The following is a 22204-nucleotide window of genomic DNA, read 5'->3' on the forward strand; positions in this document are numbered from 1 at the left end:
TGACTGCCGGGTGTGGTTACTCAGAGGGTGTACTGGTCGTGCGGGACAGCGCGCTCCCACACGGTCGCGAAGGCGGTGCTGACCATCTGTACCGTGCCCGCATCCTGGTTGAACTCGTGCCCGGCCCACTCACCGTCACCCGTGAACCAGTGGAAGAGGACCAGTCGGTCATCGATCAGCCAGAGATCGTTTCCGGGCAATGCGATGTCCGATGCAAGCCGACGCGGCAACCAGCGAACCTGTTCACCTGCCGCGAGGTTGTGCTGCTCGGTGATGGCGTGCTCCCACCGGATGTAGTCGGTGACCGGCTCCGAGACGATACGGGCGCGGCGCATGGCGACGCCCCGGCCCACAGTCTCTTTCACCAGGTCGAACCACACGCGGTACTCCTCGGGCAGTTCGGCGGAACGCCCCTCGCGCCAGGCAGCGAACACCGGGTCGTCCATGTAGGAGTCCCGCATTTCCAGGTGAGCTGCCGAGTGCTCAGCGCTCCTCAGCAGGGCGGTAAAGTCCGGCACGCTCTGCGTCATCGCACGCCTTCCTCAAGGTCGGGATCATCCGGACGGGGATGCGCACCACAGCCTCGTGGTCAGGCACCCCAGTGGGGTGGCCCGGCACCCACTCGGTTTCACTGATCTTGGCGTACATCTCCAGGTCAGGGATCCATCCCTGGATGACGATCTCGCGCTTATCCTCTTCGAGCCACACCGTGGGCGATCCGCCATTGGGCGTGTCCGGGTCTATGCCGACGAACTGTAGATCCATCGTGCCCTCCCGTGCCGAGCCGGTTGCGGGTTCTTGCGCCAGCCTTTCCCGTGCATTGTCGGGCCGTCAAGGGCGTCTGGAACACGGCGCATTCGGGTGGGCGTAGGTGCGTTGTCATCCCTGACGCACCCCCATCGCCCCACGATGGATGCTGTGGGCGTGCGGGGCCGCCGGACCCGTGTTTAGCTGGCGCAAAGTCCCATCACCAGCACCAGGAGTGACCATGGGCAACGCCGACGAGATCTCCCAGAAGGCCCAGCAGATCCGCGACAAGGCCCGGCAACTGGACGAGCGGGCCAAGCAGACCGAGGACCCTCGCGAACGCGAACGCCTTCAGGAGCGTGCCCGGCAGCTGCGGGAGCACGGCACCAGCAAGAGCAAGGCGGAGGGCACGCGGGGCCGGCCGAAGCCGATGTAACGGCTACCCCCGGATCCCCGCATCCGCACCCGCGGACGCGGCCACCGCATCGTCATCGCCCGCCCGCCGTTGCGCAGGCACCCCGCGGAAGCGGAAACCGTGCCGGAAACGGCCGTCGACCCACCGCAGGAAAGCCGTCGGCAGGAACACCGCGTCAGCGGCAAGCATCGCGAGCGAGAAGAACGGCAGACCCAGCACCACCGCGATGCCCACGTGCTCGACCATCATCACCACCAACAACGCGGTCTTCACCCGTGGGTTGATGAGCGTGAACGGGAACGCGACCTGCATCGCGACCGTCGCATAGCTCAGCAGCAGCACCATGACCCCGCTCGTGCCCAGCGCATGCGACAACGCGGGCCACGGGGAGAAGTAGTCCAGGTGCAGCGGGTAGTACAGGGCCGTGCCGTCCTGCCAGAGCGTGCCCTGGACCTTGTACCAGCCCGCGGTCGCGTAGATCAGGCAGACCTCGGCCATGATGACCAACAGCCCGGCGTTGTGCACCAGATGCGCCAGCATCCGCAGCACGGCCCGCGGTTCGCGGGGGGCGTAGCGCTCGGCGAGCCACCACAGCCCGTACACGGCCCACAGCCCCCACAGCGCAGTCGCCCATCCCAGGCCGGGCAGCGGGCCGTGCTCCGTCCACCGCATACGGGGGTCGGCGAGCAGCTGGGCCAGGACCAGGGCCACAGCGGCGCACAGCCACAGCGCCACGCCCACGCGATCAGGCCCCGTAAGCCGCCGTGCGCGCCTCGCGTCGAGGGACCAGACCTGGCCGCACCGCGTCAACACCAGGTACAGCGACATGAGATGGATGACGTTGTCGCCGCCGTCGCCGACGAACACGCTGCGGTTCTGCAGCGCCAGCACGGTGATCATGGAGAGGACGGACACGGCGCGCGTGTGCCAGCCGAGCATCAGCAGCAGCGCGGAGAGCATCGCGAGCGCGTAGACGGTCTCGAACCACCACGTGCTGTCGGACCACATCAGCACGGTGAAGGAGTGGTTGTCGGCGATGAGCTGCCGGGCCAGCGACCAGCTCCAGGGTCCGTCGGGCCCGTACAGCTCATGGCGGTTGGGCCACTCGCGCAGCAGGAAGAACAGCCAGGTGAAGGACAGGCCGATACGGACGACGGCCGCCTGGTACAGGCCGAGGGAGGACTCGGTGACGCGGGCGAGGCCCGCGGCGATGGACCGCTTCACCGGGCCGTCACCCCCGACAGGTCCGACAGGTCGGCGCTGGTGACCGGCCACCAGGACAGTTCCCGGTAGACGGGGTCACCGGCGGGCGGCTGGTCGCTCCAGGACGGCGGGCTGATCAGCTTGGTCACGGTGCGCAGCTGGAGCTGCTCGACGGGGCGGCCGTCGTGGGTGGCGCCGAGCCGGGAGAGGGCGATGCGGCGGATGTAGGCCTCGGAGAGGCGTCCGCGCAGGCCGGTGGGCTGCTCGTGCTCGTCGTGGGTGTTGGCGTAGAAGTCCCAGGCGCGGCGGAGTTCGTTCTGACGGGTGTGGCTGGGCAGCGGGTTGTGCAGGATGGCGGCGCCGTCCAGGGCGGAGAGGTTGACCCAGGAGGTCTGGGTGGTGCGGCCGTCGGGGCTGCGCAGCCGGGTACGGGCCTGGACGGCGATGTTCTGCTGGAGGGGGTTGGGGGCGAACAGCTTCCAGTTCTGCTCGAACTCGGGCAGGACGTAGTCGTTGATGGCGGAGGCGTGCTGCCTGCTGACCGTATTGGCGGGGGCGACGTGCAGGAACACCATCGCCAGGTGCACCGTGACCGCCACGGCCACGACGGCCGCCCCGCAGGCGACGACGAGGCGTGCGGGGCGGGAGAGTCCGGCCCAGCCCGGTTCGTCCCCGTCTCCGTCCCCGTGACCGTCGTCCGTCGCCGTCGTCATGTGCGCCCCGATTCCTGTGCGTGTCCGGTGGTCACCGGCGGGTGAGGGCCCGCGACCGCATCCCGAACCGTACCGACGCCGCCGCGGCTTGACACCTTCCGAGGACACGCACCACCATTGAACCGAACGATCGGTCGGTAGGGAGTAAGACCAGAGCCTCACCAGAGAGCGAGGGCGCGCGCATGACGACGACGCTGCCAGACGCGACACGCACCCCCCAAGCCGCATTCGACGCCGCCGTGGCCGCCGACGAGCGCATCGAGCCACGGGACTGGATGCCGGACGCGTATCGCGCCACGCTCGTACGGCAGATCGCACAGCACGCCCACTCCGAGATCATCGGCATGCAGCCGGAGGCCAACTGGATCACCCGGGCGCCCTCGCTGCGGCGCAAGGCGATCCTGATGGCCAAGGTGCAGGACGAGGCGGGCCACGGGCTCTACCTCTACAGCGCAGCCGAGACGCTGGGCACCGGGCGCGAGGAGATGCTCGACAAGCTGCACGCGGGCCGCCAGCGCTACTCGTCGATCTTCAACTACCCGACCCTCACCTGGGCCGACGTGGGCGCGATCGGCTGGCTCGTGGACGGTGCGGCGATCACCAACCAGGTCCCGCTGTGCCGGTGTTCGTACGGCCCGTACGCCCGGGCCATGGTCCGCATCTGCAAGGAGGAGTCGTTCCACCAGCGCCAGGGTTACGAGCTGCTGCTCACCCTGAGCCGGGGCACCGAGGCGCAGCACGCCATGGCGCAGGACGCGGTGAACCGCTGGTGGTGGCCGTCGCTGATGATGTTCGGCCCGCCGGACGACCAGTCGTCCCACTCGGCGCAGTCCATGGCCTGGAAGATCAAGCGGCACTCCAACGACGAGCTGCGCCAGCGCTTCGTGGACATCTGCGTGCCGCAGGCCGAGTCACTGGGCCTGGCCCTCCCCGACCCCGAGCTGCGCTGGAACGAGGAGCGCGGGCACCACGACTTCGGCCCCATCGACTGGGACGAGTTCAACGAAGTACTGCGCGGCAACGGCCCCTGCAACGAGGAGCGCCTCGCCCGCCGCCGCCTCGCCCACGAGGAGGGCGCCTGGGTGCGGGAAGCGGCGGCGGCGTACGCGAACAAGCATGAGGGAGACGCACGATGAGCGACTGGCCCCTGTGGGAAGTGTTCGTACGCAGCAGGCGCGGCCTGTCCCACACCCACGCGGGCAGCCTGCACGCGCCGGACGCGGAGATGGCGCTGCGCAACGCGCGCGACCTCTACACCCGCCGCTCCGAAGGCGTCTCGATCTGGGTGGTCCCCTCGGCCGAGATCACCGCTTCCTCCCCGGACGAGAAGGACCCGTTCTTCGAGCCCGCCGCCGACAAGCCCTACCGCCACCCCACCTTCTACGAGATCCCGGAAGGGGTGAAGCACCTGTGACGCCTGTGAGGACAGCCGCACTCGCACTCGGCGACGACGCCCTCGTGCTCTCCCACCGGCTGGGGGAGTGGGCCGGGAACGCCCCGGTCCTGGAGGAGGAGGTCGCGCTCGCCAACATCGCCCTGGACCTGCTGGGCCAGGCCCGCACCCTGCTGTCCCTGGCCGGGGACGAGGACGAGCTGGCCTTCCTCCGCGAGGAACGCGACTTCCGCAACGTCCAGCTCGTCGAGCAGCCCAACGGCGACTTCGCCCACACCATCACCCGGCAGCTGTTCTTCTCGACGTACCAGCACCTGCTCCACACCCAACTGGCATCCCGCTCCGGCCCGTTCGCCCCGCTCGCCGGGAAGGCGGTCAAGGAGACCGCGTACCACTGCGACCACGCCGAGCACTGGACGCTGCGCCTCGGCGACGGCACGGACGAGAGCCACGCGCGGATGCAGCGTGCCGTGGACGGCCTGTGGCGGTACACGGGCGAACTGTTCGAGCCGGTCGAGGGCGTGGACGCCGACTGGGAGACCCTGGACCGTGCCTGGCTGGACCGCGTCACCGCGACCCTCACCACCGCCGGCCTGACCGTGCCCGAACTGCCGCGCCACGGTGCCTGGACCGCGGGCGCCGGGCGGCAGGGCATCCACACCGAACCGTTCGGGCGGATGCTCGCGGAGATGCAGCATCTGCACCGCAGCCACCCGGGGGCGTCATGGTGACCGCCACGGAATCCGAACTCCGCGCCCTGGCCGGGTCCGTGCCCGACCCGGAACTGCCGGTGCTCACCCTCGCCGAGCTCGGCGTCGTACGCGACGTACGCGTCACCGGCCCCGGCCGCGTGGAGGTCGACCTGACCCCCACGTACACCGGCTGCCCGGCGATCGAGGCGATGGCGTCGGACATCGAACGCGTCCTGCACGAACACGGCGTCCCCGAGGTCGAGGTGCGCACCGTCCTCGCACCGGCGTGGTCGACGGACGACATCAGCGCCGAAGGCCGCCGCAAACTGGCCGAGTTCGGCATCGCCCCGCCGCGCCCGGGCGGATCGGCGTCCGGCCCCGTGGCCGTACAGCTCGGCATCCGTTGCCCCCACTGCGGCTCCACCGACACCACGCTCCTCAGCCGTTTCTCCTCCACCGCGTGCAAGGCACTGCGCCGGTGCGAGGCGTGCCGTGAACCGTTCGACCACTTCAAGGAGTTGTGAGATGGCAGCGGCCCACCACGGCGCCTTCCACCCCCTGCGGGTGGCGGCCGTCGAACCGCTCACCGACGACTCGGTCGCCGTGACCCTCGCCGTGCCGCCCCGCCTGCGCCCCGCCTTCCGGCACGCGCCGGGCCAGCACCTGGCGGTGCGCAGGACGGTCGACGGCACGGAGATACGCCGCACCTACTCGATCTGCGGCATCGCCCCCGGCCCGGAGGGGCCCGAGACCCTGCGGGTGGGGGTACGGCTGGTGGACGGCGGCGCGTTCTCGACGTACGCGCTCAAGGAACTGGCCGCCGGGGACACGGTGGAGGTGATGGCCCCCGCGGGCCGCTTCGTCCTCGAGCCGAGGCCCGGGCACTTCGCGGCCGTCGTCGGCGGCAGCGGCATCACACCGGTGCTGTGCATCGCGACGACGCTGCTCACCCGCGAGCCGAACGCCCGCTTCGCCCTCCTTCGCAGCGACCGCACCACGGCGTCGACGATGTTCCTCGACGAGGTCGCCGACCTCAAGGACCGTTTCCCCGACCGCTTCCAGCTCGTCCAGACCCTCTCCCGCGAGGAGCGCCAGGCCGGCCCGCGCTCCGGCCGGCTGGACGAGGAGCGCCTGTCCCGGCTGCTGCCCGCGCTGCTGCCGGTGGACGGCGTCGCGGGCTGGTATCTGTGCGGCCCGTACGGCCTGGTGGAGGGCGCACAGCGAGCACTGCGCGGGCTCGGGGTCGCCCCGGACCGGATCCACCAGGAGATCTTCCACGTCGCCACCGAACCGGCCGCCGCGCAACGCCCCGCCACGACCATCACCAGCAGCACGGTCACCGCACACCTCGACGGCCGCAGCGGCAACTGGCCGGTGCGGGAAGGCGAATCGCTGCTGGACGCGGTGCTGCGCAACCGGCCCGACGCGCCGTACGCCTGCAAGGGCGGCGTGTGCGGGACGTGCCGGGCGTTCCTGGTCTCGGGCGAGGTGCGGATGGACCGCAACTTCGCGCTGGAGCAGGAGGAGCTGGCCGCGGGGTACGTACTGGCCTGCCAGTCGCATCCGGCCACGGAGCGGGTGGAGCTGGACTTCGACCGCTGACCGGTCTATGACTCCTTCCTGACGGACCATCAGCTCGTCAGGAGGCTGCCATGGACTTCACCTTCACCGAGGAACAACTGGCCGCGGCCGAGGCCGCGCAGGGCGTCTTCTCCTCGACCGCCCCCGACGACGTGCCCAGCCCGGCGCTCGTCCACGGCCCGGTCGCGGGGGACCTGGACCGCGCGCTGTGGCAACGGCTCGCCGCCGCCGACCTGCTGAGCCTGACCGTGCCGCCCGAGCACGGCGGTTCGGGGCTCGGCCCCCTCGCCCTGTGCCTGGTGCTGCGTGAGGCCGGACGGGTCCTGGCCCGCGTCCCGCTGCTGGAGACGAGCGCGGCGGCCCTCGCCCTGCGCCCGTACGCCCCCCGGCTCCTGCCGGCCATCGGCCGCGGCGAGCTCGTCGTCACCGTCGCCGCCCACGGACGTACGGGCCACGGCCCGGCCGAACTGGCGGTCACCGCACGGCAGTCGGACTCAGGATCCTGGCTCCTCGAGGGCGAACTCACATCCATCCCCTGGGCCCACGGCGCGGACGTCGTCCTGCTCCCCGCCCACACCCCCGACGGCCGCACCGTACTCGCCCTCGTCCCCCGCGACCGCCCCGGCCTCGCGCTCGCCGACCAGGTCTCCACCACGGGCGAACTCCTCGCCGGGCTCCGGCTGGACTCCGTACACCTCACCGACGACGAGATCGTCACCGCCGACGGCGCATGGGAGCGGCTGCGCCTCCTCCTGGCCACCGGCACGTGCGCGCTCGCGCTGGGCCTGGGTACGGCGGTGTCCCGCATGACGGCCGAATACACCGCGAAACGCGAACAGTTCGGCCACCCCCTGGCCACGTTCCAGGCCGTCGCCATGCAGTCCGCGGACCGCTACATCGACCTGCTCGCGATGGAGGCCACCCTCTGGCAGGCGGCCTGGCGCCTCGAATCCGGCACGGAGGGGGACCTGCCGGTGGCCGCGGACGTGGCGGTCGCCAAGGTCTGGGCCTCCGAGGGCGTACGCCGCGTGGTCCAGACCGCCCACCACCTCCACGGCGGCTTCGGCGCCGACACCACCTACCCCCTGCACCGCTACCACGCGTGGGCGAAGCACCTCGAGCTCTCGCTCGGCCCGGCATCGGCCCACGAGGAGGCCCTGGGCGAGTTGCTATAGCCAGCCCGTCCGGCGTTTGAGGACAACCGCGCGAAGCGCGGTTTCGGGGCCCGGGGCGCAGCCCCGGAAGAAACGGTGAAAGGGCGGGCCAGGGGCTAGATCACCGCGCCCGGGCCACCACCGGCATCCACCACCGGCCGACCCAGCGCCGCCCACATCTGCATCCCGCCATCCACATTCACCGCATCCAGCCCCCGCTGCACCAGATACGACGTCACCTGCGCCGAGCGCCCGCCCGACCGGCAGATCACATGAATGCGACGCCCGTCGGCCGGCAACTCCCCGAACCGACCGACGAATTCACTCATCGGAATGTGCAGCGCACCCTCCGCATGCCCCGCTTCCCACTCGTCGTCCTCCCGCACGTCCAGCAGGAAGTCATCGGGCGCAAGAGCATCGATCCCCACTTCGGGGACACCGGAACCAAACCTCATGCCATCGACGCTACCCGACATAGGAGGCCAGCCGGGCCTCCCGCTCGGCGATCTGCGTCCGCAGCCCGTTCGCGATCTCGTCGAGCAGTCCGTCCGGATCCTCCGGGGCCATCCTGATCATCGAGCCGATCGCGGACGCCTCCAGCTCGACGACCAGCGCCGACAGCAGGTCCTTGCGTTCCGCGAGCCACTCCAGCCGCACGTACAGCTCCTCCGCACGGCTCGGCCGCCGCTGCGGCGGCACCGGTCCGGCCGCCCACTCCTCGGCGAGTTTCAGCAGCTGCGCCTCGTCCCCCGCGGCGTACGCGGCGTTGACCCGCACCATGAACGCCTCGCGCCGCTCCCGGTCGGCCCCATCCGCACCGAGATCAGGGTGCGCCTTGCGCACCAGCTCGCGGTAGGCCTTGCGGGCCCCGTCGCCCGGCCGTACCCGCTTCGGCGGCTGGACGGACTGCCCGGTGAGCATGGCCTGCGCCTCGGGCAGCAGGCCGTCCGAGTCCAGCCAGCCGCCCAGCAGTTCGTCCACGCCGGGCATGGGCTGCACCAGCGCCCGCGCCTCCTGCGCCCGCCGCGCGTCCTCGGGATCGCCCGTACGCGCCGCGACGGCTTCCGCGATCAGCGCGTCCAGTTCCTCGAGCCGCCCGTACAGCGGCCCGAGCCGCTGATGGTGCAGCCGCGAGAAGTTCTCGACCTCCACCCGGAAGGTCTCGACCGCGATCTCGAACTCGATCAGCGCCTGCTCGGCCGACCGTACGGCCTGCTCCAGCCGCTCGGTGCCCGCTTCTTCGGTTTCGGGATTCGTCACCGTGCCAGCGTACGGGTCACACGCCGACCGCTTCCTCCATCTCCTCTTCCGCCTCCTCCGCCTCTTCCCCGGAGGCCTCTCCCTCAACAGCCGGAACAACCGCACGCCGCGCCTCCGCGGCCCCCGCGGCGACGACGGCCACCACACCGGCCACCAGCCACAGAGCGAGAGATGTCACATGCCCGCCCAGCCCGGCGTGATCGAAGTAGACGAAGCTGCGCGTGCCCTCCACAAAGCCCGCGCCGTTCCAGAACGCGTGCAGCGAGGCGAAGAAGCCGTTCTGCAGCTCGGGCCGGAACACCCCGCCGGAACTGGTGAAGTTGAGCATCACGAACAGCACCATCACGCCGAGCGTCGTCCACCGCTTCAGGAAGGTGTGCAGTCCGGTGCCGAGCAGCAGTACGCCCGCCGTGTAGAGCCAGGACAGCCCCCACACGCCCCACAGCCCGTGGTCGACGAGGTGGAACACCGGCCCGGCCAGCGCCGCGCCGATCACGCTCACCACCAGCGAGGTGGCCGCCGCCAGCAGCGCCCGTATCCGCAGCGGCAGCGCCGCCCCCGCACCGCCGATCACCGCGACCGAGGCGTACGAGCCGATGCTCAGCGCGACGAGCAGGAAGAAGATGCCCTGCCCGGTCGGGTCGTGCTCCGAGGGCGGCACGACATCGGTCACCTTCAGCGGAGCGCCCTGGTGGGCGGCGACCGGAGTGAAGACCTTCTGCACGGCCGTCGCCGTGGTGTCGGACCCGGCCGAGGCGACCAGCAGCTCGGGCGCGTGCCGGTTCGGCACGTACGCGCCGAACACGTCCTGGTCCTTGAGCTGCCGCACCGCCTCGTCGCGGTCCGCGACCGTACGCACGACGAGCCGGTCGCCGCCCGCGGCGTCGGCGACCGTCTGCGCCAGCACCTTGGCGCTCGGCCCGGACCCGACGACCGCCACCGGCAGCCGGTGCGGCGAGGGCTGGGCGAACGCGCCCAGGTAGGCGAGACCCATGCCGACGCACATCAGCAGCGGGGTGAGCAGATGGGTCAGGACGTGACGCAGCGGGGGTCTCATCGCCGCTCCCTCCAAAATGGTTGGCTTATACAACTTTCACTTCAAGTTGTACTGTACAACCAAATCCGCCGAGAGGACCGAGGGGACCCCATGCCGGACCGCGACCGCTCCCACTCCCTGGAGACCATCCAGCGCGAACTGACCCGGTTCGCGCGCCGGGCGCGCGCCTCGGCAGGCCGGCTCCACCCGGAGCTCTCGCTCGTCTCCTACACGCTCCTCGCCCACCTCGAGGACCGGCGGGGCTGCCGCGCCACCGACCTCGCCGCGCACTACCTGCTCGACAAGTCGACGGTCAGCCGCCAGGTCGCCGCCCTGGAGCGCCTCGGCTTCGTCGAGCGCCGCCCCGACCCCAGTGACCAGCGCAACCACGTGCTTCATCTCACAGAACGCGGCACCGCGGTCCTCGCCCAGGTCACGGCCAGCCGCCGGTCCGCCTTCGAGGAGCGCGTGGCCGGCTGGGACCCGGACGACCTCGCCCGCTTCGCCGACTACCTGCTGCGCTACAACGCGGCACAGGACTGACCCTTGCCAGGGCCCTTGCCGGGCAAGGAAGTATGCATGTACAAGTAACCCATGACCAGCACGCCCGCCGCCCACCTCACCGACGCACAGCTGTGGACCCGCCTCCTCGCCCTCCACAGCCACGTCGAAGGCCGCCTCGCCACCGCCCTCCAGCGCCGCCACGGCCTGGGCCTGTCCGAGTACCGCGCCCTCGGCCACCTCTCGGAATCCTCCGACAGCGAACTGCGCATGCAGGAGCTCGCCGACAAACTCGGCCTCAACCAGAGCTCCGTGACCCGCCTCGTCGGCCGCCTCCACGCGGCCGACTTCACCTACCGGGACGTCTGCGCCGACGACAAGCGCGGCGTCTACACCGTCATCAAGGAAGAGGGCCGCACCCGCCACGCGGAGGCCCGCGCCACCTACGAGCAGACCCTCACCGCGGCCCTCGACGAGGCCGCCGAGGCCAACCCCGACATCGCCGCGGCCATCGCCGCCCTGCGCACCGCACTCCGCTGAACAACGCGAAACGGCCGCCATCGTGAATCACGATGACGACCGTTTCGTCTGGTGCGCGAGGGGGGAGTTGAACCCCCACGCCCTTGCGGGCACTGGAACCTGAATCCAGCGCGTCTGCCTATTCCGCCACCCGCGCATTGGGTGTTGCCTTCCGGCTCCCGCTCCTCTTCGGTGCGACCGCCTTCCGACATGCAGAACATTAGCACGGCACCGAGGGTGCCCTCACACGCGTTCCCGGCGGGACGGCGGGCGACGGGGACCCCTCCGGTTGCGGGACACTGGCTCTCGGGCGCCTCTACGATCCCTGGTAAGGGAGCGCGAAGGAGCCCGAAGGAGCCCGAGGCGACACTCGTCACTCCTGGCGCCGAAGGGGAACCAGCCGTTTTCCCGAGGCGTGGATACGATCAGTAAGCAGTATCAGGAACGGCACCGGGCATCACAGGCGTCACCTAGGGAAGGAGGTGCCCCGTGGGAGTACTGAAGCGCTTCGAGCAGCGACTCGAGGGTCTCGTGAACGGCACCTTTGCCAAGGTGTTCAAGTCCGAGGTGCAGCCCGTCGAGATCGCGGGAGCACTCCAGCGTGAGTGCGACAACAACGCCACCATCTGGAACCGCGACCGTACGGTCGTTCCCAACGACTTCATCGTCGAGCTGAGCACTCCGGACTTCGAGCGGCTCAGCCCGTACTCCGGCCAGCTCGGCGACGAGCTGTCCGGCATGGTCCGCGACTACGCACAGCAGCAGCGCTACACCTTCATGGGCACGATCAAGGTCCACCTGGAGAAGGCGGACGACCTCGACACCGGTCTGTACCGGGTGCGCAGCCGCACCCTCGCGGCCAGTGAGTCGCAGGGGTCGCAAGGCCACCAGCCGCCGGCGCCCCGCCAGACGGGCAGCGCCAGTGCCGTCACGCACGGCGGCGGCTGGTCCTCCCAGCCCACCGGGGCACCGCCCATGCCGTCGTCCCCCCCGCCCGGAACGGCCCGCTCCCTGCCCCGCACGGGCGGCCCGGGCGGACCGGGCGGCACGGGCGCCGGGGCCACCGTCCGGCGCTGGATCGAGATCAACGGCACCCGCCACCAGATCTCCCGGTCCACCCTGGTGCTGGGCCGCAGCACCGAGGCGGACGTACGGATCGACGACCCCGGCGTCTCGCGCAGGCACTGCGAGATCCGGGTCGGCACTCCGGCCACGATCCAGGACCTGGGATCGACCAACGGCATCGTCGTGGACGGGCAGCACACGACCCGCGCTACGCTCCGCGACGGCTCACGGATCGTCGTGGGCAGCACCACCATCGTTTACCGGCAAGCCGAAGGGTGAAGCGGGGCCAATGTCAGAGCTGACCCTCACGGTCATGCGGTTGGGTTTCCTCGCCGTACTGTGGCTGTTCGTCATCGTGGCCGTACAGGTCATCCGCAGCGACCTGTTCGGCACACGCGTGACCGCGCGCGGTGCCTCGCGCCGGGGCGGCGCCGAGGCGCGTACCCAGCGCCAGCAGCAGGTCACCCCGCCGCCGCAGCGCCAGCAGCAGCAGTCCGGCGGGCGCCGCGGCGAGAGCCGCCGGGACCGCGGGCGCCGCGGCGCGCCCACCAAGCTGGTGGTCTCCGAGGGTTCGCTCACCGGCACCACCGTGGCCCTGCAGGGGCAGACCATCACCCTGGGCCGCGCCCACGACTCGACGATCGTGCTGGATGACGACTACGCCTCCAGCCGGCATGCCAGGATCTATCCGGACCGCGACGGCCAGTGGATCGTCGAAGACCTCAGTTCGACCAACGGGACCTATCTCGACAGGACCCGGCTGACCACCCCGACCCCGATCCCGCTCGGCTCGCCGATCCGCATCGGCAAAACCGTCATCGAGCTGCGGAAGTAGTAGGACCATGACGACCGGAGGGTGGGCATCGAGGTGGGCAAGGGGCTGTACCCGGAGCCGACTGGCGAGGTGCGCATGAGTCTGTCACTGCGCTTCGCCGCCGGATCCCACAAGGGCATGATCCGGGAAGGCAACGAGGACTCCGGTTACGCCGGCCCCCGGTTGCTCGCCATCGCCGACGGCATGGGCGGCCAGGCCGCCGGTGAGGTCGCCAGCTCCGAGGTGATCTCCACCCTCGTGACGCTCGACGACGACGTCCCGGGCTCCGACCCCCTCACGTCCCTCGGCTCCGCCGTCCACCGGGCCAACGAGCAACTGCGCGCCATGGTCGAGGAGGACCCGCAGCTCGAGGGCATGGGCACCACGCTCACCGCCCTGCTGTGGACCGGCCAGCGGCTCGGTCTCGTCCACGTCGGCGACTCCCGCGCCTATCTGCTGCGCGACGGCGTCCTCACCCAGATCACCCAGGACCACACCTGGGTGCAGCGGCTGGTCGACGAGGGCCGGATCACCGAGGAAGAGGCCACCACGCACCCGCAGCGCTCGCTGCTGATGCGCGCCCTGGGCAGCGGCGACCACGTGGAACCCGACCTGTCGATCCGTGAGGTCCGGGCCGGGGACCGCTATCTCATCTGCTCCGACGGTCTTTCCGGGGTCGTCAGCCACCAGACGATGGAGGAGACGCTCGCCGCCTACCAGGGCCCGCACGAGACCGTACAGGCGCTGATCCAACTGGCGCTGCGCGGCGGCGGTCCCGACAACGTAACCGTCATCATCGCCGACGTCCTCGACATGGACGGCGGGGACACCCTCGCCGAACAGATCAGTGACACCCCCGTCGTGGTCGGCGCCGTGGCCGAGAACCAGTTCCAGCTGGGCGACGGCGGCGCCATGCAGACCCCCGCGGGCCGCGCCTCCGAGCTGGGCCGCACCCCGCAGGAGCCCGCGGGCGGCTTCGGCCCGCCCGGCAGCGGAGGCGGGAACGGTGCGCCGGAGGGCGGCTACGGCTCGTTCGTCGACGAGTACGACGAGGACCTCAGGCCGCCCCGGCGCGGCAAGTGGCTCAAGCGCTCGCTGATCACCGCCGTGGTGCTGGGCCTCATCGGCGGCGGCCTCTACGCCGGTTACCAGTGGACCCAGACCCAGTACTACGTGGGCACCAAGGACAACAACCACGTGGCCCTCTACCAGGGCATCAACCAGGACCTCGCCTGGGTCAGCCTGAACAAGCTCTACGAGGACCACCCCGAGATCGAACTCAAGTACCTCCCCGTCGACCAGCGCGGCCGGGTCGAGGACACGATCGCGGTCGGCAACCGGGACGACGCCCTGAAGAAGATCAAGGACTTGAGCACGCTGGCGGGCATCTGCAAGAAGAAGGAAGACATCGACAAGGCGGACAAGGCGAACAAGCAGCAGCGCGAGAGCCAGAAGCAGAACAAGCCCCTCGCCGCGACGAAGGGCCAGCCGCAGACCGCCACGCCGGCTCCCAACCCCGCCCCCACCCTGACCGACGACGAGCGGAAGCTGGCCGACCAGTGCAGCATCGCTCCGCAGTGAGGTTGTGAGGGGCACCACCAGCATGTCAGCCATCTCTTCCACCGCCACGATCAGTACGGCGAGCCAGCCGAGCCGGCGCAACACCGAGCTCCTCCTGCTCGGGTTCGCCGTGCTCCTCCCCTGCTTCGCGTACGCCAACGTGGGCCTCGCCCTCGACGGCAAGCTGCCCTCCGGCATGCTCGGCTACGGCATCGGCCTCGGGCTGCTGGCCGGCGTCGGCCACCTGGCGGTGCGCCGGTTCGCCCGGTACGCCGACCCCGTGCTGCTGCCGCTGGCCACCCTGCTCAACGGGCTCGGCCTGGTGATCATCTGGCGCCTGGACCAGTCGCCGAGGCTCCAGGCGTCCAAGAGCTTCGCCCCGGCCGCCACGAACCAGCTGCTGTTCTCGGCGCTCGGCATCGCGCTGTTCATCGGGGTGCTGTTCGTGCTGAAGGACCACCGGATCCTGCAGCGCTACACCTACATCTCGATGGCCGTCTCGCTGGCCCTGCTGATCGCGCCGATGTTCTTCCCCGCGGTCTACGGCGCGCGCATCTGGATCACGATCCCGGGGCTCGGGACGATCCAGCCCGGCGAGTTCGCCAAGATCATCCTGGCGGTGTTCTTCGCCGGCTACCTCATGGTCAAGCGCGACGCCCTGGCCCTGGCCAGCCGCCGCTTCATGGGCATGTACCTGCCGCGCGGCCGTGACCTCGGGCCGATCCTGGCCGTCTGGGCGGTGAGCATCCTCATCCTGGTCTTCGAGACCGACCTGGGCACCTCGCTGCTGTTCTTCGGCATGTTCGTGGTGATGCTCTACGTCGCGACCGAGCGCACCAGCTGGATCTTCTTCGGCCTGCTGATGTCCGCCGCGGGCGCGGTGGGCGTCGCCTCCTTCGAGTCCCATGTGCAGGCCCGTGTGGATGCCTGGCTGGATCCTTTCGCCGGCTGGGGCCAGTCCCAGGCCAGTGAGCAGATCGCCAAGGCCCTGATGACCTTCGGCTCCGGCGGTGTGTCCGGCTCGGGCTGGGGCCAGGGCAACTCCGACCTCATCGGCTTCGCCGCCAACTCCGACTTCATCCTCGCCACCGTCGGCGAGGAACTGGGCCTGGCGGGCGTGATGGCCCTGCTGCTCGTCTACGGGCTGGTGGTGGAGCGCGGTGTGCGCACCGCCCTCGCCGCCCGCGACCCGTTCGGCAAGCTGCTCGCGATCGGCCTGTCCGGCGCGTTCGCCATCCAGGTCTTCGTCGTCGCCGGCGGCGTCATGGGCCTGATCCCGCTGACCGGCATGACGATGCCCTTCATGGCCCAGGGCGGCTCGTCCGTCCTCGCCAACTGGGCACTGATCGCCATCCTCATCAGAATCAGCGACACCGCCCGCCGCCCCGCCCCGACTCCCACCCACCCCGACGCCGAGATGACCCAGGTGGTCCGACCGTGAACAAGCCCGTGCGCCGGATCGCGATCTTCTGTGGACTCCTCGTCCTCGCCCTGATGATCCGCGACAACTGGCTCCAGTTCGTCCAGGCCGACGAGCTCAAGAACAACAAGCACAACCTCCGCGTGGAGATCGCCCGTTACAGCCAGCCGCGCGGCAACATCATCGTCGACGGCCAGGCCATCACCGGCTCCACCGAGGTCAACGGCGTCACCTACAAGTACAAGCGGACCTACCAGAACGGCGAGATGTGGGCGCCGGTCACCGGCTACAGCTCGCAGGTCTTCGGCTCCAACCAGCTGGAGAAGCTGGAGGACAAGGTCCTCACCGGTGACGACGACCGGCTGTTCTTCAACCGGACGATCGACATGATCACCGGCAAGGGCAAGAAGGGCGGTGACGTGATCACCACCCTCAACGCCAAGGCGCAGGAGGCCGCGTTCAAGGGCCTCGGCGACAAGAAGGGCGCCGTCGCCGCCATAGACCCGCGCACCGGCAAGATCCTCGCGCTGGCCTCCACGCCCTCGTACGACCCCTCGAAGATCGCCGGGGCCAACGACGGCGACGCGTGGAAGAAGTTCGACAGCGACAAGAACAAGCCGATGCTCAACCGGGCGCTGCGCGAGACGTACCCGCCCGGCTCCACGTTCAAGGTGGTCACCGCCTCGGCCGCGCTGGAGAACGGGCTCTACAACAGCGTCGACGAGAAGACCAACTCGCCGAAGGGGTGGACGCTGCCGGACACCCGGAACGTGCCACTGACGAACGAGACCACGATGCCCTGCGACAACGTGTCGATAAGGGCGGCCCTCCAGTGGTCCTGCAACAGCGTCTTCGGCAAGATGAGCGCCGACCTCGGCAACGACAAGATGAAGTCCGAGGCCGAGAAGTTCGGCTTCAACAACAAGGACCTCGTCACGCCCGTCGGCGTCGCGGAGAGCGTCTTCCCCAAGGACAACCGTCCGCAGAACGCCATGGCCGGCATCGGCCAGGCCTCCAACCGCGCCACCCCGCTCCAGATGGCCATGGTCGCCTCCGCGATCGCCAACAACGGCAAGCTGATGGAGCCGTACATGGTCGACAAGCTGCGGGCGCCGAACCTCAACGTCATCGAGACGCACCAGCCGAAGCAGCTGAGCCAGCCGCTGTCCGCGGAGCACGCCCAGGCGCTGCAGAGCGCCATGGAGACGGTGGTCAACGAGGGAACCGGAACCGAGGCCAAGATCGACGATGTCAGCGGCGTCAAGGTCGGTGGCAAGACCGGTACGGCCCAGCACGGTGTGGACAACAGCGGCAACCCGTACGCGTGGTTCCTCTCCTACGCGATGACCGACAAGGGCTCCCCGGTCGCCGTCGCCGTCGTCATCGAGGGCTCGGACACCACGCGTGACGACATCGCGGGCGGCAAGCTCGCGGCCCCGATCGCCAAGAACGTGATGGAGGCCGTGCTCAAGAGCTCGAAGTGATCCCGGTCACGCTCTGGCGGTACCAGTCGCGTATCGGGTGACGTTCGCGTCCGGAACGCACACAGTGCGCCGGGTACCGTATGCGCGGACAGCACACCGCCGGACCCACGACCCGTGCGGTCGGAAAACGGAAGGGCTGGAGCTATGGAAGAGCCGCGTCGCCTCGGCGGCCGGTACGAGCTGGGCTCGGTGCTCGGCCGCGGTGGCATGGCCGAGGTGTACCTCGCCCACGACACCCGGCTCGGCCGCACCGTCGCCGTGAAGACGCTGCGGGTGGACCTCGCCCGCGACCCGTCCTTCCAGGCCCGGTTCCGCCGTGAGGCCCAGTCTGCGGCCTCGCTCAACCACCCGTCGATCGTCGCCGTCTACGACACCGGCGAGGACTACGTCGACGGCGTCTCGATCCCGTACATCGTCATGGAGTACGTGGACGGGTCCACCCTGCGCGAGCTGCTGCACTCCGGGCGCAAGCTGCTGCCCGAGCGGTCGCTGGAGATGACCACCGGCGTCCTGCAGGCGCTGGAGTACTCGCACCGCGCGGGCATCGTCCACCGGGACATCAAGCCCGCCAACGTCATGCTCACCCGGACCGGCCAGGTCAAGGTGATGGACTTCGGCATCGCCCGGGCCATGGGCGACGCCGGCATGACCATGACCCAGACCGCGGCCGTCATCGGCACCGCCCAGTACCTCTCCCCCGAGCAGGCCAAGGGCGAGCAGGTCGACGCGCGGTCCGACCTGTACTCCACGGGCTGTCTGCTCTACGAACTGCTCACCGTCCGGCCCCCGTTCGTGGGCGACTCCCCGGTGGCGGTGGCGTACCAGCACGTACGGGAGGAGCCGAACCCCCCGAGCGTCTTCGACCCCGAGATCAGGCCCGAGATCGACGCCATCGTGCTCAAGGCGCTGACCAAGGACCCGGACTACCGCTACCAGTCGGCCGACGAGATGCGCGCCGACATCGAGGCGGCCCTCGACGGCCGTCCGGTGGCCGCCACGGCCGCCATGGGCGCCGTCGGCTACGGCGGGGGCTACGGCGAGGACCAGCCGACCACCATGCTCCGCCCGCACGACCCGAACGCCGCGGGCCAGACCTCGATGCTGCCGCCCGTACGCGACGACGGGGGCTACGGCGGCGGCTACGACGACGGCGGGCACGGGCGCGGCGGCCGCAAGAGCAAGGTCTCCACGGTTCTGCTGGTGCTCGCGGGCATCCTCGTCCTCGTCGGCGCGATCTTCATCGGCAAGTCGCTGTTCAGCGAGAACGGCAGCAGCGGCGACATCGCGGTCCCGTCGCTGGTGGGCGAGACCCTGGACTCCGCCAAGAAGTCCGGCGAGAACATCGACCTGAAGGTGGTCCAGGGCAGCACCGCGAACTGCGACCAGGACAAGGGAAAGATCTGCGACCAGGATCCCAAGCCCGGGACCAAGGTGAAGAAGAACAGCGAGATCAAGGTCGTCGTCTCGGACGGCCCGGCCAAGATCGACGTGCCGAACGTCCGCGGCAAGCAGTACGACGACGCCAGGTCGAGGCTCGAGGACAAGGGCTTCGTCGTCAAGAAGGAGACCAAGGAGTCCACCGAGCAGGAGCCGAACACCGTCCTGGACCAGGACCCGTCCGACGGCTCCAAGGCCAACAAGGGCGACACCATCACGCTCACCGTGGCCATCGCGCAGAAGAAGACCACCCTGCCCTCCGTGGTCGGGCAGTCCTTCGACGCGGCCCAGAAGCAGCTGAGCGCCCTCGGCTTCTCGGTGAAGAAGAACCCCGTGGACTCGGACCAGCCGGCCAACCAGGTCGTCAACCAGAACCCCGGCGGTGACACCCTGGTCGCTCCGAGCACCGAGGTGACGCTGGACGTCTCCAAGGGCCCGCAGAAGACCACCGTGCCCGGTGTGATCGGCCAGAAGCTCAAGGACGCCCGCAAGACTCTCGCGGGCGCGGGGCTGAAGGTCGGGAACATCTCCGGGGGCCCGCAGGACGACAACGCGATGGTGATGACGTCCGACCCGGCCGCCGGCACCCAGGTCGACCGGAACACGCCCGTCAACCTCACCACCATCGCCGGCATCCCCGGTGACAACGGGAGCAACGGCAACGGCAACAACGGCCGCAGCGGAGGCAACGACGGCGGCTTCTTCGGCGGCATCATCGGCGGCCGCAAGGACTGACCGGTCATGACCAAAGGCCGGAACCCCCACGGGGGTTCCGGCCTTCGTCGTTCGTCAGCGCAGTTCCTTCGGCGGCGTCCGCTTGGAGTCCACCTTCTCCTGGCGCACCAGCTCCGCCCAGACGATGTAGCGGTAGTCGGAGGTGTAGACGGGCGTACAGGTCGTCAGAGTGAGGTAGCGGCCCGGACCGGCCTTCCCGGACTCCTTGGGGACGGGGTCCAGCACCCGGACGTTGTAGCGCGAGGTCTCCGGCAGCTCCGCGAAGACCTTGTAGACGTACCAGACGTCCCGCGTCTCGAAGACGACCGCGTCACCGGTCTTCACCTTGTCGATGTTGTGGAACTTCGCGCCGTGCCCGTCCCGGTGCGCGGCGAGCGTGAAGTTGCCCTGCTTGTCCCAGGGCATCCCCGCCTTGACGGGCTTGCGGTAGAAACCGGCCACGCCCTCGTTGAGGACGTCACTGCCGGTGCCGGGCTTGACCAGCACCTCGCCGTTCTTCATGGACGGTACGTGCAGGAAGCCGATGCCGTCCTTGGTGTCGAGCGCGCCCGGGCCCGCCTTGGCCCAGGTGTCGCGCACATGGTTGCCCTGCTTCTTCGCCTCGCGATCGGCGATGACGTTCGTCCACCACAGCGAGTAGACGACGAACAGCGCCATCAACACCCCGGCCGTGATCAGCAGTTCACCGATGACGCTGACGGTGGCGGCTATGCGCCCGCGCGTACGGTCGTGCCGCTGTGCCACCGCGTTCGTACCCCGTTCCAGTCCTGTGCCGCTTCACTCGACGAGCGCGTCCGGCTTGCCCTTGCTCCGCGGGCGCTCGTCCACCATCTTGCCCCACACGATCATCCGGTACGTACTGGTGAATTCGGGGGTACAGGTCGTCAGCGTGATGTACCGGCCCGGGCCGGAGAAGCCGGAGCCCTGGGGGACGGGCTTGATGACCGTGGTGTTCGCGGGGGACGTCTGGTCCAGCCGGCTCGTCATCTCGTAGGTGTAGAAGGCGCTCTTCGTCTCCACAACGATCTTGTCGCCGGGCTGCAGCCGGTTGACGTAGCGGAACGGTTCGCCGTGGGTGTTGCGATGGCCCGCCAGCGCGAAGTTGCCCTGCCTGTCCCAGGGCATCGCGGTCCTGAGCGGACCCTGGGAGTAGTGGCCGACCATGCCCTTGTCCAGGACCTTGTGCTTGCTCACGCCCTCCGCGATCGGGGCTTTCACGTCCAGCGCGGGGATGTAGAGGATCGCGAAGCCCTCGCCCGGGGAGAACGCGCCCGCGTCCCGGTCCTTGCCGTCGCCCTGGTCCCAGGCGTGCTGCAGGCTGCCGGCCGCGTGGCCCGCCTGCCGGTGGGCTATGACGTTCGTCCACCACAGCTGGTAGGCGACGAACAGCAGCATCACCACGCCGAGCGTGATGAACAGTTCGCCCACGCCCCGGCTCACAGCCACCCCGAGGCCGCTCCTGCGCGCCCGCCGGGCCGCCCTGCGCCGCTCCGCGCGCCCGGCCGTGGGCAGTGGCGGGGAGTACTCCTCGGGCGGCAGCGGCTGGGAGTACTCCTGCGGCGGAAGCGGCTGCGAGACGATGCGGGCGGTGATGCCGTAGGACTCGGGGCGGAGTCCGGTCACTCGCCGGCCTTGCCGACCACCGGGGCGAGCCCGGCCGACCGTTCCACCGCCCCCGTGTCGCCGCAGACGGCCAGCCAGTTGGCGAGCATCCGGTGCCCCCACTCGGTGAGCACGGACTCGGGATGGAACTGCACGCCCTCGACCGGGAGATCGCGATGGCGCAGTCCCATCACCAGGCCCGTCTCCGTGCGGGCCGTGATCTCGAGTTCGTCGGGCCAGCGCTTGTCCCGGTCGACCGCGAGCGAGTGGTAGCGCGTGGCGGTGAACGGCGACGGCAGGCCCTGGAAGACGCCCGTGCCCTCGTGCGTCACCGGCGAGGTCTTGCCGTGCAGCAGCTCGGGCGCCCGCCCGACGACGCCGCCGTACGCGACCGCCATCGACTGCATGCCCAGGCACACCCCGAAGACCGGCACCCCCGTGGACGCGCAGTGGCGCACCATGTCGACGCAGACACCGGCCTGTTCGGGCGCACCCGGGCCGGGGGAGAGCAGCACGCCGTCGAAGCCGTCCTGGGCGTGGGCCGGGGCCACCTCGTCGTTGCGCAGGACCTCGCACTCGGCGCCGAGCTGGTAGAGGTACTGGACGAGGTTGAAGACGAAGCTGTCGTAGTTGTCCACGACGAGAATGCGCGCACTCACCGCGTCACCGCCATACTGTCGTTGACCGTCACGTCGTTGAACGGCAGCAGCGGTTCCAGCCAGGGGAACACGTACTGGAAGAGCACGTAGACGGCCGCCAGCACGAGCACCAGCGAGATCAGCGCCTTCACCCATGCGTTGCCCGGCAGATGACGCCAGATCCAGACGTACATGCTGTCCCTACTTGCCGATCGGTGGGGGAATTCCAGCAACA

The 22204-nt window shown here is 69.9% G+C and carries 26 protein-coding genes and 1 tRNA gene; 15 read left to right on the forward strand and 12 right to left on the reverse strand.

Features of this window, described 5'->3' with window-relative positions:
• Nucleotides 1-20: 20 nt before the first annotated feature.
• Both ACV530_RS24030 and ACV530_RS24035 read right to left on the reverse strand, forming a co-directional pair.
• Nucleotides 21-530, reverse strand: coding sequence for a DUF6879 family protein (locus ACV530_RS24030; RefSeq protein ID WP_494334703.1), 510 nt, complete (start codon nucleotides 528-530; stop codon nucleotides 21-23).
• The gene (locus ACV530_RS24035; RefSeq protein ID WP_494334704.1) at nucleotides 484-765 is read right to left on the reverse strand and encodes a hypothetical protein; all 282 of its coding nucleotides are present in this window, start codon (nucleotides 763-765) and stop codon (nucleotides 484-486) included. The genes ACV530_RS24030 and ACV530_RS24035 overlap by 47 nt, the downstream gene beginning before the upstream one ends.
• Before the next feature lie 223 nt (nucleotides 766-988).
• Here ACV530_RS24035 and ACV530_RS24040 point away from each other — a divergent pair, with 223 nt between their 5' ends.
• The gene (locus tag ACV530_RS24040; RefSeq protein WP_494334705.1) at nucleotides 989-1183 is read left to right on the forward strand and encodes a DUF6381 family protein; all 195 of its coding nucleotides are present in this window, start codon (nucleotides 989-991) and stop codon (nucleotides 1181-1183) included.
• A gap of 3 nt (nucleotides 1184-1186) precedes the next feature.
• Here ACV530_RS24040 and ACV530_RS24045 read toward each other — a convergent pair whose 3' ends face one another.
• Both ACV530_RS24045 and ACV530_RS24050 read right to left on the reverse strand, forming a co-directional pair.
• On the reverse strand, nucleotides 1187-2386 hold the full coding sequence (locus ACV530_RS24045; protein WP_494334706.1) for an HTTM domain-containing protein: 1200 nt from the start codon (nucleotides 2384-2386) through the stop codon (nucleotides 1187-1189).
• The gene (locus tag ACV530_RS24050; RefSeq protein WP_494334707.1) at nucleotides 2383-3078 is read right to left on the reverse strand and encodes a DUF5819 family protein; all 696 of its coding nucleotides are present in this window, start codon (nucleotides 3076-3078) and stop codon (nucleotides 2383-2385) included. Before ACV530_RS24050 ends, ACV530_RS24045 begins: the two co-directional genes overlap by 4 nt.
• A gap of 182 nt (nucleotides 3079-3260) precedes the next feature.
• On the opposite strand from ACV530_RS24050, the gene paaA reads away from it, so the two are divergent.
• Genes paaA through ACV530_RS24080 form a run of 6 tightly spaced genes read left to right on the forward strand, consistent with a single transcriptional unit; the run spans nucleotide 3261 to nucleotide 7919 of the window.
• The gene (paaA, locus tag ACV530_RS24055; protein ID WP_494334708.1) at nucleotides 3261-4214 is read left to right on the forward strand and encodes a 1,2-phenylacetyl-CoA epoxidase subunit PaaA; all 954 of its coding nucleotides are present in this window, start codon (nucleotides 3261-3263) and stop codon (nucleotides 4212-4214) included.
• The gene (paaB, locus tag ACV530_RS24060; protein ID WP_494334709.1) at nucleotides 4211-4492 is read left to right on the forward strand and encodes a 1,2-phenylacetyl-CoA epoxidase subunit PaaB; all 282 of its coding nucleotides are present in this window, start codon (nucleotides 4211-4213) and stop codon (nucleotides 4490-4492) included. The genes paaA and paaB overlap by 4 nt, the downstream gene beginning before the upstream one ends.
• Nucleotides 4489-5202 carry a 1,2-phenylacetyl-CoA epoxidase subunit PaaC gene (paaC, locus tag ACV530_RS24065; RefSeq protein ID WP_494334710.1) on the forward strand — a complete coding sequence of 238 codons (714 nt, stop codon included), beginning with the start codon at nucleotides 4489-4491 and terminating at the stop codon, nucleotides 5200-5202. The genes paaB and paaC overlap by 4 nt, the downstream gene beginning before the upstream one ends.
• On the forward strand, nucleotides 5196-5687 hold the full coding sequence (gene paaD / locus ACV530_RS24070) for a 1,2-phenylacetyl-CoA epoxidase subunit PaaD (RefSeq protein ID WP_494334711.1): 492 nt from the start codon (nucleotides 5196-5198) through the stop codon (nucleotides 5685-5687). The genes paaC and paaD overlap by 7 nt, the downstream gene beginning before the upstream one ends.
• Nucleotide 5688: 1 nt before the next feature.
• Nucleotides 5689-6765: a 2Fe-2S iron-sulfur cluster-binding protein gene (locus tag ACV530_RS24075; protein WP_494334712.1), complete on the forward strand. Its 1077-nt coding sequence runs from the start codon at nucleotides 5689-5691 to the stop codon at nucleotides 6763-6765.
• A 50-nt stretch (nucleotides 6766-6815) separates the two neighbouring features.
• A complete protein-coding gene (locus ACV530_RS24080; RefSeq protein WP_494334713.1) occupies nucleotides 6816-7919 on the forward strand; it encodes an acyl-CoA dehydrogenase family protein in 1104 nt (367 codons plus the stop codon).
• A 95-nt stretch (nucleotides 7920-8014) separates the two neighbouring features.
• Here the strand turns inward: ACV530_RS24080 and ACV530_RS24085 are convergent, their stop codons facing one another.
• Genes ACV530_RS24085 through ACV530_RS24095 form a run of 3 tightly spaced genes read right to left on the reverse strand, consistent with a single transcriptional unit; the run spans nucleotide 8015 to nucleotide 10215 of the window.
• Nucleotides 8015-8353 carry a rhodanese-like domain-containing protein gene (locus tag ACV530_RS24085; protein WP_494334714.1) on the reverse strand — a complete coding sequence of 113 codons (339 nt, stop codon included), beginning with the start codon at nucleotides 8351-8353 and terminating at the stop codon, nucleotides 8015-8017.
• Nucleotides 8354-8363: 10 nt separating this feature from the next.
• A complete protein-coding gene (locus ACV530_RS24090; protein ID WP_494334715.1) occupies nucleotides 8364-9158 on the reverse strand; it encodes a hypothetical protein in 795 nt (264 codons plus the stop codon).
• A 16-nt stretch (nucleotides 9159-9174) separates the two neighbouring features.
• Nucleotides 9175-10215 (reverse strand): YhgE/Pip domain-containing protein, encoded by a 1041-nt coding sequence (locus ACV530_RS24095; protein WP_494334716.1) that lies wholly within the window; start codon nucleotides 10213-10215, stop codon nucleotides 9175-9177.
• A gap of 90 nt (nucleotides 10216-10305) precedes the next feature.
• On the opposite strand from ACV530_RS24095, the gene ACV530_RS24100 reads away from it, so the two are divergent.
• The gene (locus ACV530_RS24100) at nucleotides 10306-10737 is read left to right on the forward strand and encodes a MarR family winged helix-turn-helix transcriptional regulator (RefSeq protein ID WP_494334717.1); all 432 of its coding nucleotides are present in this window, start codon (nucleotides 10306-10308) and stop codon (nucleotides 10735-10737) included.
• Between the two features lie 51 nt (nucleotides 10738-10788).
• Nucleotides 10789-11235 (forward strand): MarR family winged helix-turn-helix transcriptional regulator, encoded by a 447-nt coding sequence (locus ACV530_RS24105; RefSeq protein WP_494334718.1) that lies wholly within the window; start codon nucleotides 10789-10791, stop codon nucleotides 11233-11235.
• Between the two features lie 49 nt (nucleotides 11236-11284).
• Here ACV530_RS24105 and ACV530_RS24110 read toward each other — a convergent pair.
• Nucleotides 11285-11371 (reverse strand) — tRNA-Leu (locus tag ACV530_RS24110).
• Nucleotides 11372-11703: 332 nt separating this feature from the next.
• Here ACV530_RS24110 and ACV530_RS24115 point away from each other — a divergent pair.
• The 6 genes from ACV530_RS24115 to pknB all read left to right on the forward strand — a co-directional run bounded on the left by ACV530_RS24115 (nucleotide 11704) and on the right by pknB (nucleotide 19729).
• Entirely contained in the window at nucleotides 11704-12558 is an 855-nt protein-coding gene (locus tag ACV530_RS24115) for an FHA domain-containing protein (protein WP_494334719.1), read from the forward strand.
• A gap of 10 nt (nucleotides 12559-12568) precedes the next feature.
• Nucleotides 12569-13114: an FHA domain-containing protein FhaB/FipA gene (locus tag ACV530_RS24120; RefSeq protein WP_494334720.1), complete on the forward strand. Its 546-nt coding sequence runs from the start codon at nucleotides 12569-12571 to the stop codon at nucleotides 13112-13114.
• 75 nt (nucleotides 13115-13189) lie between these two features.
• Nucleotides 13190-14674 carry a Stp1/IreP family PP2C-type Ser/Thr phosphatase gene (locus tag ACV530_RS24125; RefSeq protein WP_494334721.1) on the forward strand — a complete coding sequence of 495 codons (1485 nt, stop codon included), beginning with the start codon at nucleotides 13190-13192 and terminating at the stop codon, nucleotides 14672-14674.
• A 22-nt stretch (nucleotides 14675-14696) separates the two neighbouring features.
• Nucleotides 14697-16094, forward strand: coding sequence for an FtsW/RodA/SpoVE family cell cycle protein (locus tag ACV530_RS24130; protein WP_494334722.1), 1398 nt, complete (start codon nucleotides 14697-14699; stop codon nucleotides 16092-16094).
• Nucleotides 16091-17557 (forward strand): peptidoglycan D,D-transpeptidase FtsI family protein, encoded by a 1467-nt coding sequence (locus ACV530_RS24135; RefSeq protein ID WP_494334723.1) that lies wholly within the window; start codon nucleotides 16091-16093, stop codon nucleotides 17555-17557. The genes ACV530_RS24130 and ACV530_RS24135 overlap by 4 nt, the downstream gene beginning before the upstream one ends.
• A 144-nt stretch (nucleotides 17558-17701) precedes the next feature.
• Nucleotides 17702-19729 carry a Stk1 family PASTA domain-containing Ser/Thr kinase gene (gene pknB / locus ACV530_RS24140; RefSeq protein ID WP_494334724.1) on the forward strand — a complete coding sequence of 676 codons (2028 nt, stop codon included), beginning with the start codon at nucleotides 17702-17704 and terminating at the stop codon, nucleotides 19727-19729.
• Nucleotides 19730-19783: 54 nt separating this feature from the next.
• On the opposite strand, the gene ACV530_RS24145 is transcribed toward pknB, so the two are convergent.
• The 4 genes from ACV530_RS24145 to ACV530_RS24160 are packed head-to-tail and all read right to left on the reverse strand — an operon-like array spanning nucleotide 19784 to nucleotide 22163.
• A complete protein-coding gene (locus ACV530_RS24145; protein ID WP_494334725.1) occupies nucleotides 19784-20473 on the reverse strand; it encodes a class E sortase in 690 nt (229 codons plus the stop codon).
• Between the two features lie 33 nt (nucleotides 20474-20506).
• Nucleotides 20507-21352, reverse strand: coding sequence for a class E sortase (locus tag ACV530_RS24150; protein ID WP_494334726.1), 846 nt, complete (start codon nucleotides 21350-21352; stop codon nucleotides 20507-20509).
• Complete coding sequence (locus tag ACV530_RS24155) at nucleotides 21349-21990, reverse strand: aminodeoxychorismate/anthranilate synthase component II (protein ID WP_494334727.1); 642 nt, start codon at nucleotides 21988-21990, stop codon at nucleotides 21349-21351. The genes ACV530_RS24150 and ACV530_RS24155 overlap by 4 nt, the downstream gene beginning before the upstream one ends.
• Entirely contained in the window at nucleotides 21987-22163 is a 177-nt protein-coding gene (locus tag ACV530_RS24160; RefSeq protein WP_494334728.1) for a hypothetical protein, read from the reverse strand. The genes ACV530_RS24155 and ACV530_RS24160 overlap by 4 nt, the downstream gene beginning before the upstream one ends.
• Nucleotides 22164-22204: the final 41 nt, after the last annotated feature.

Source organism: Streptomyces sp. SX-6 (genome assembly GCF_059089585.1).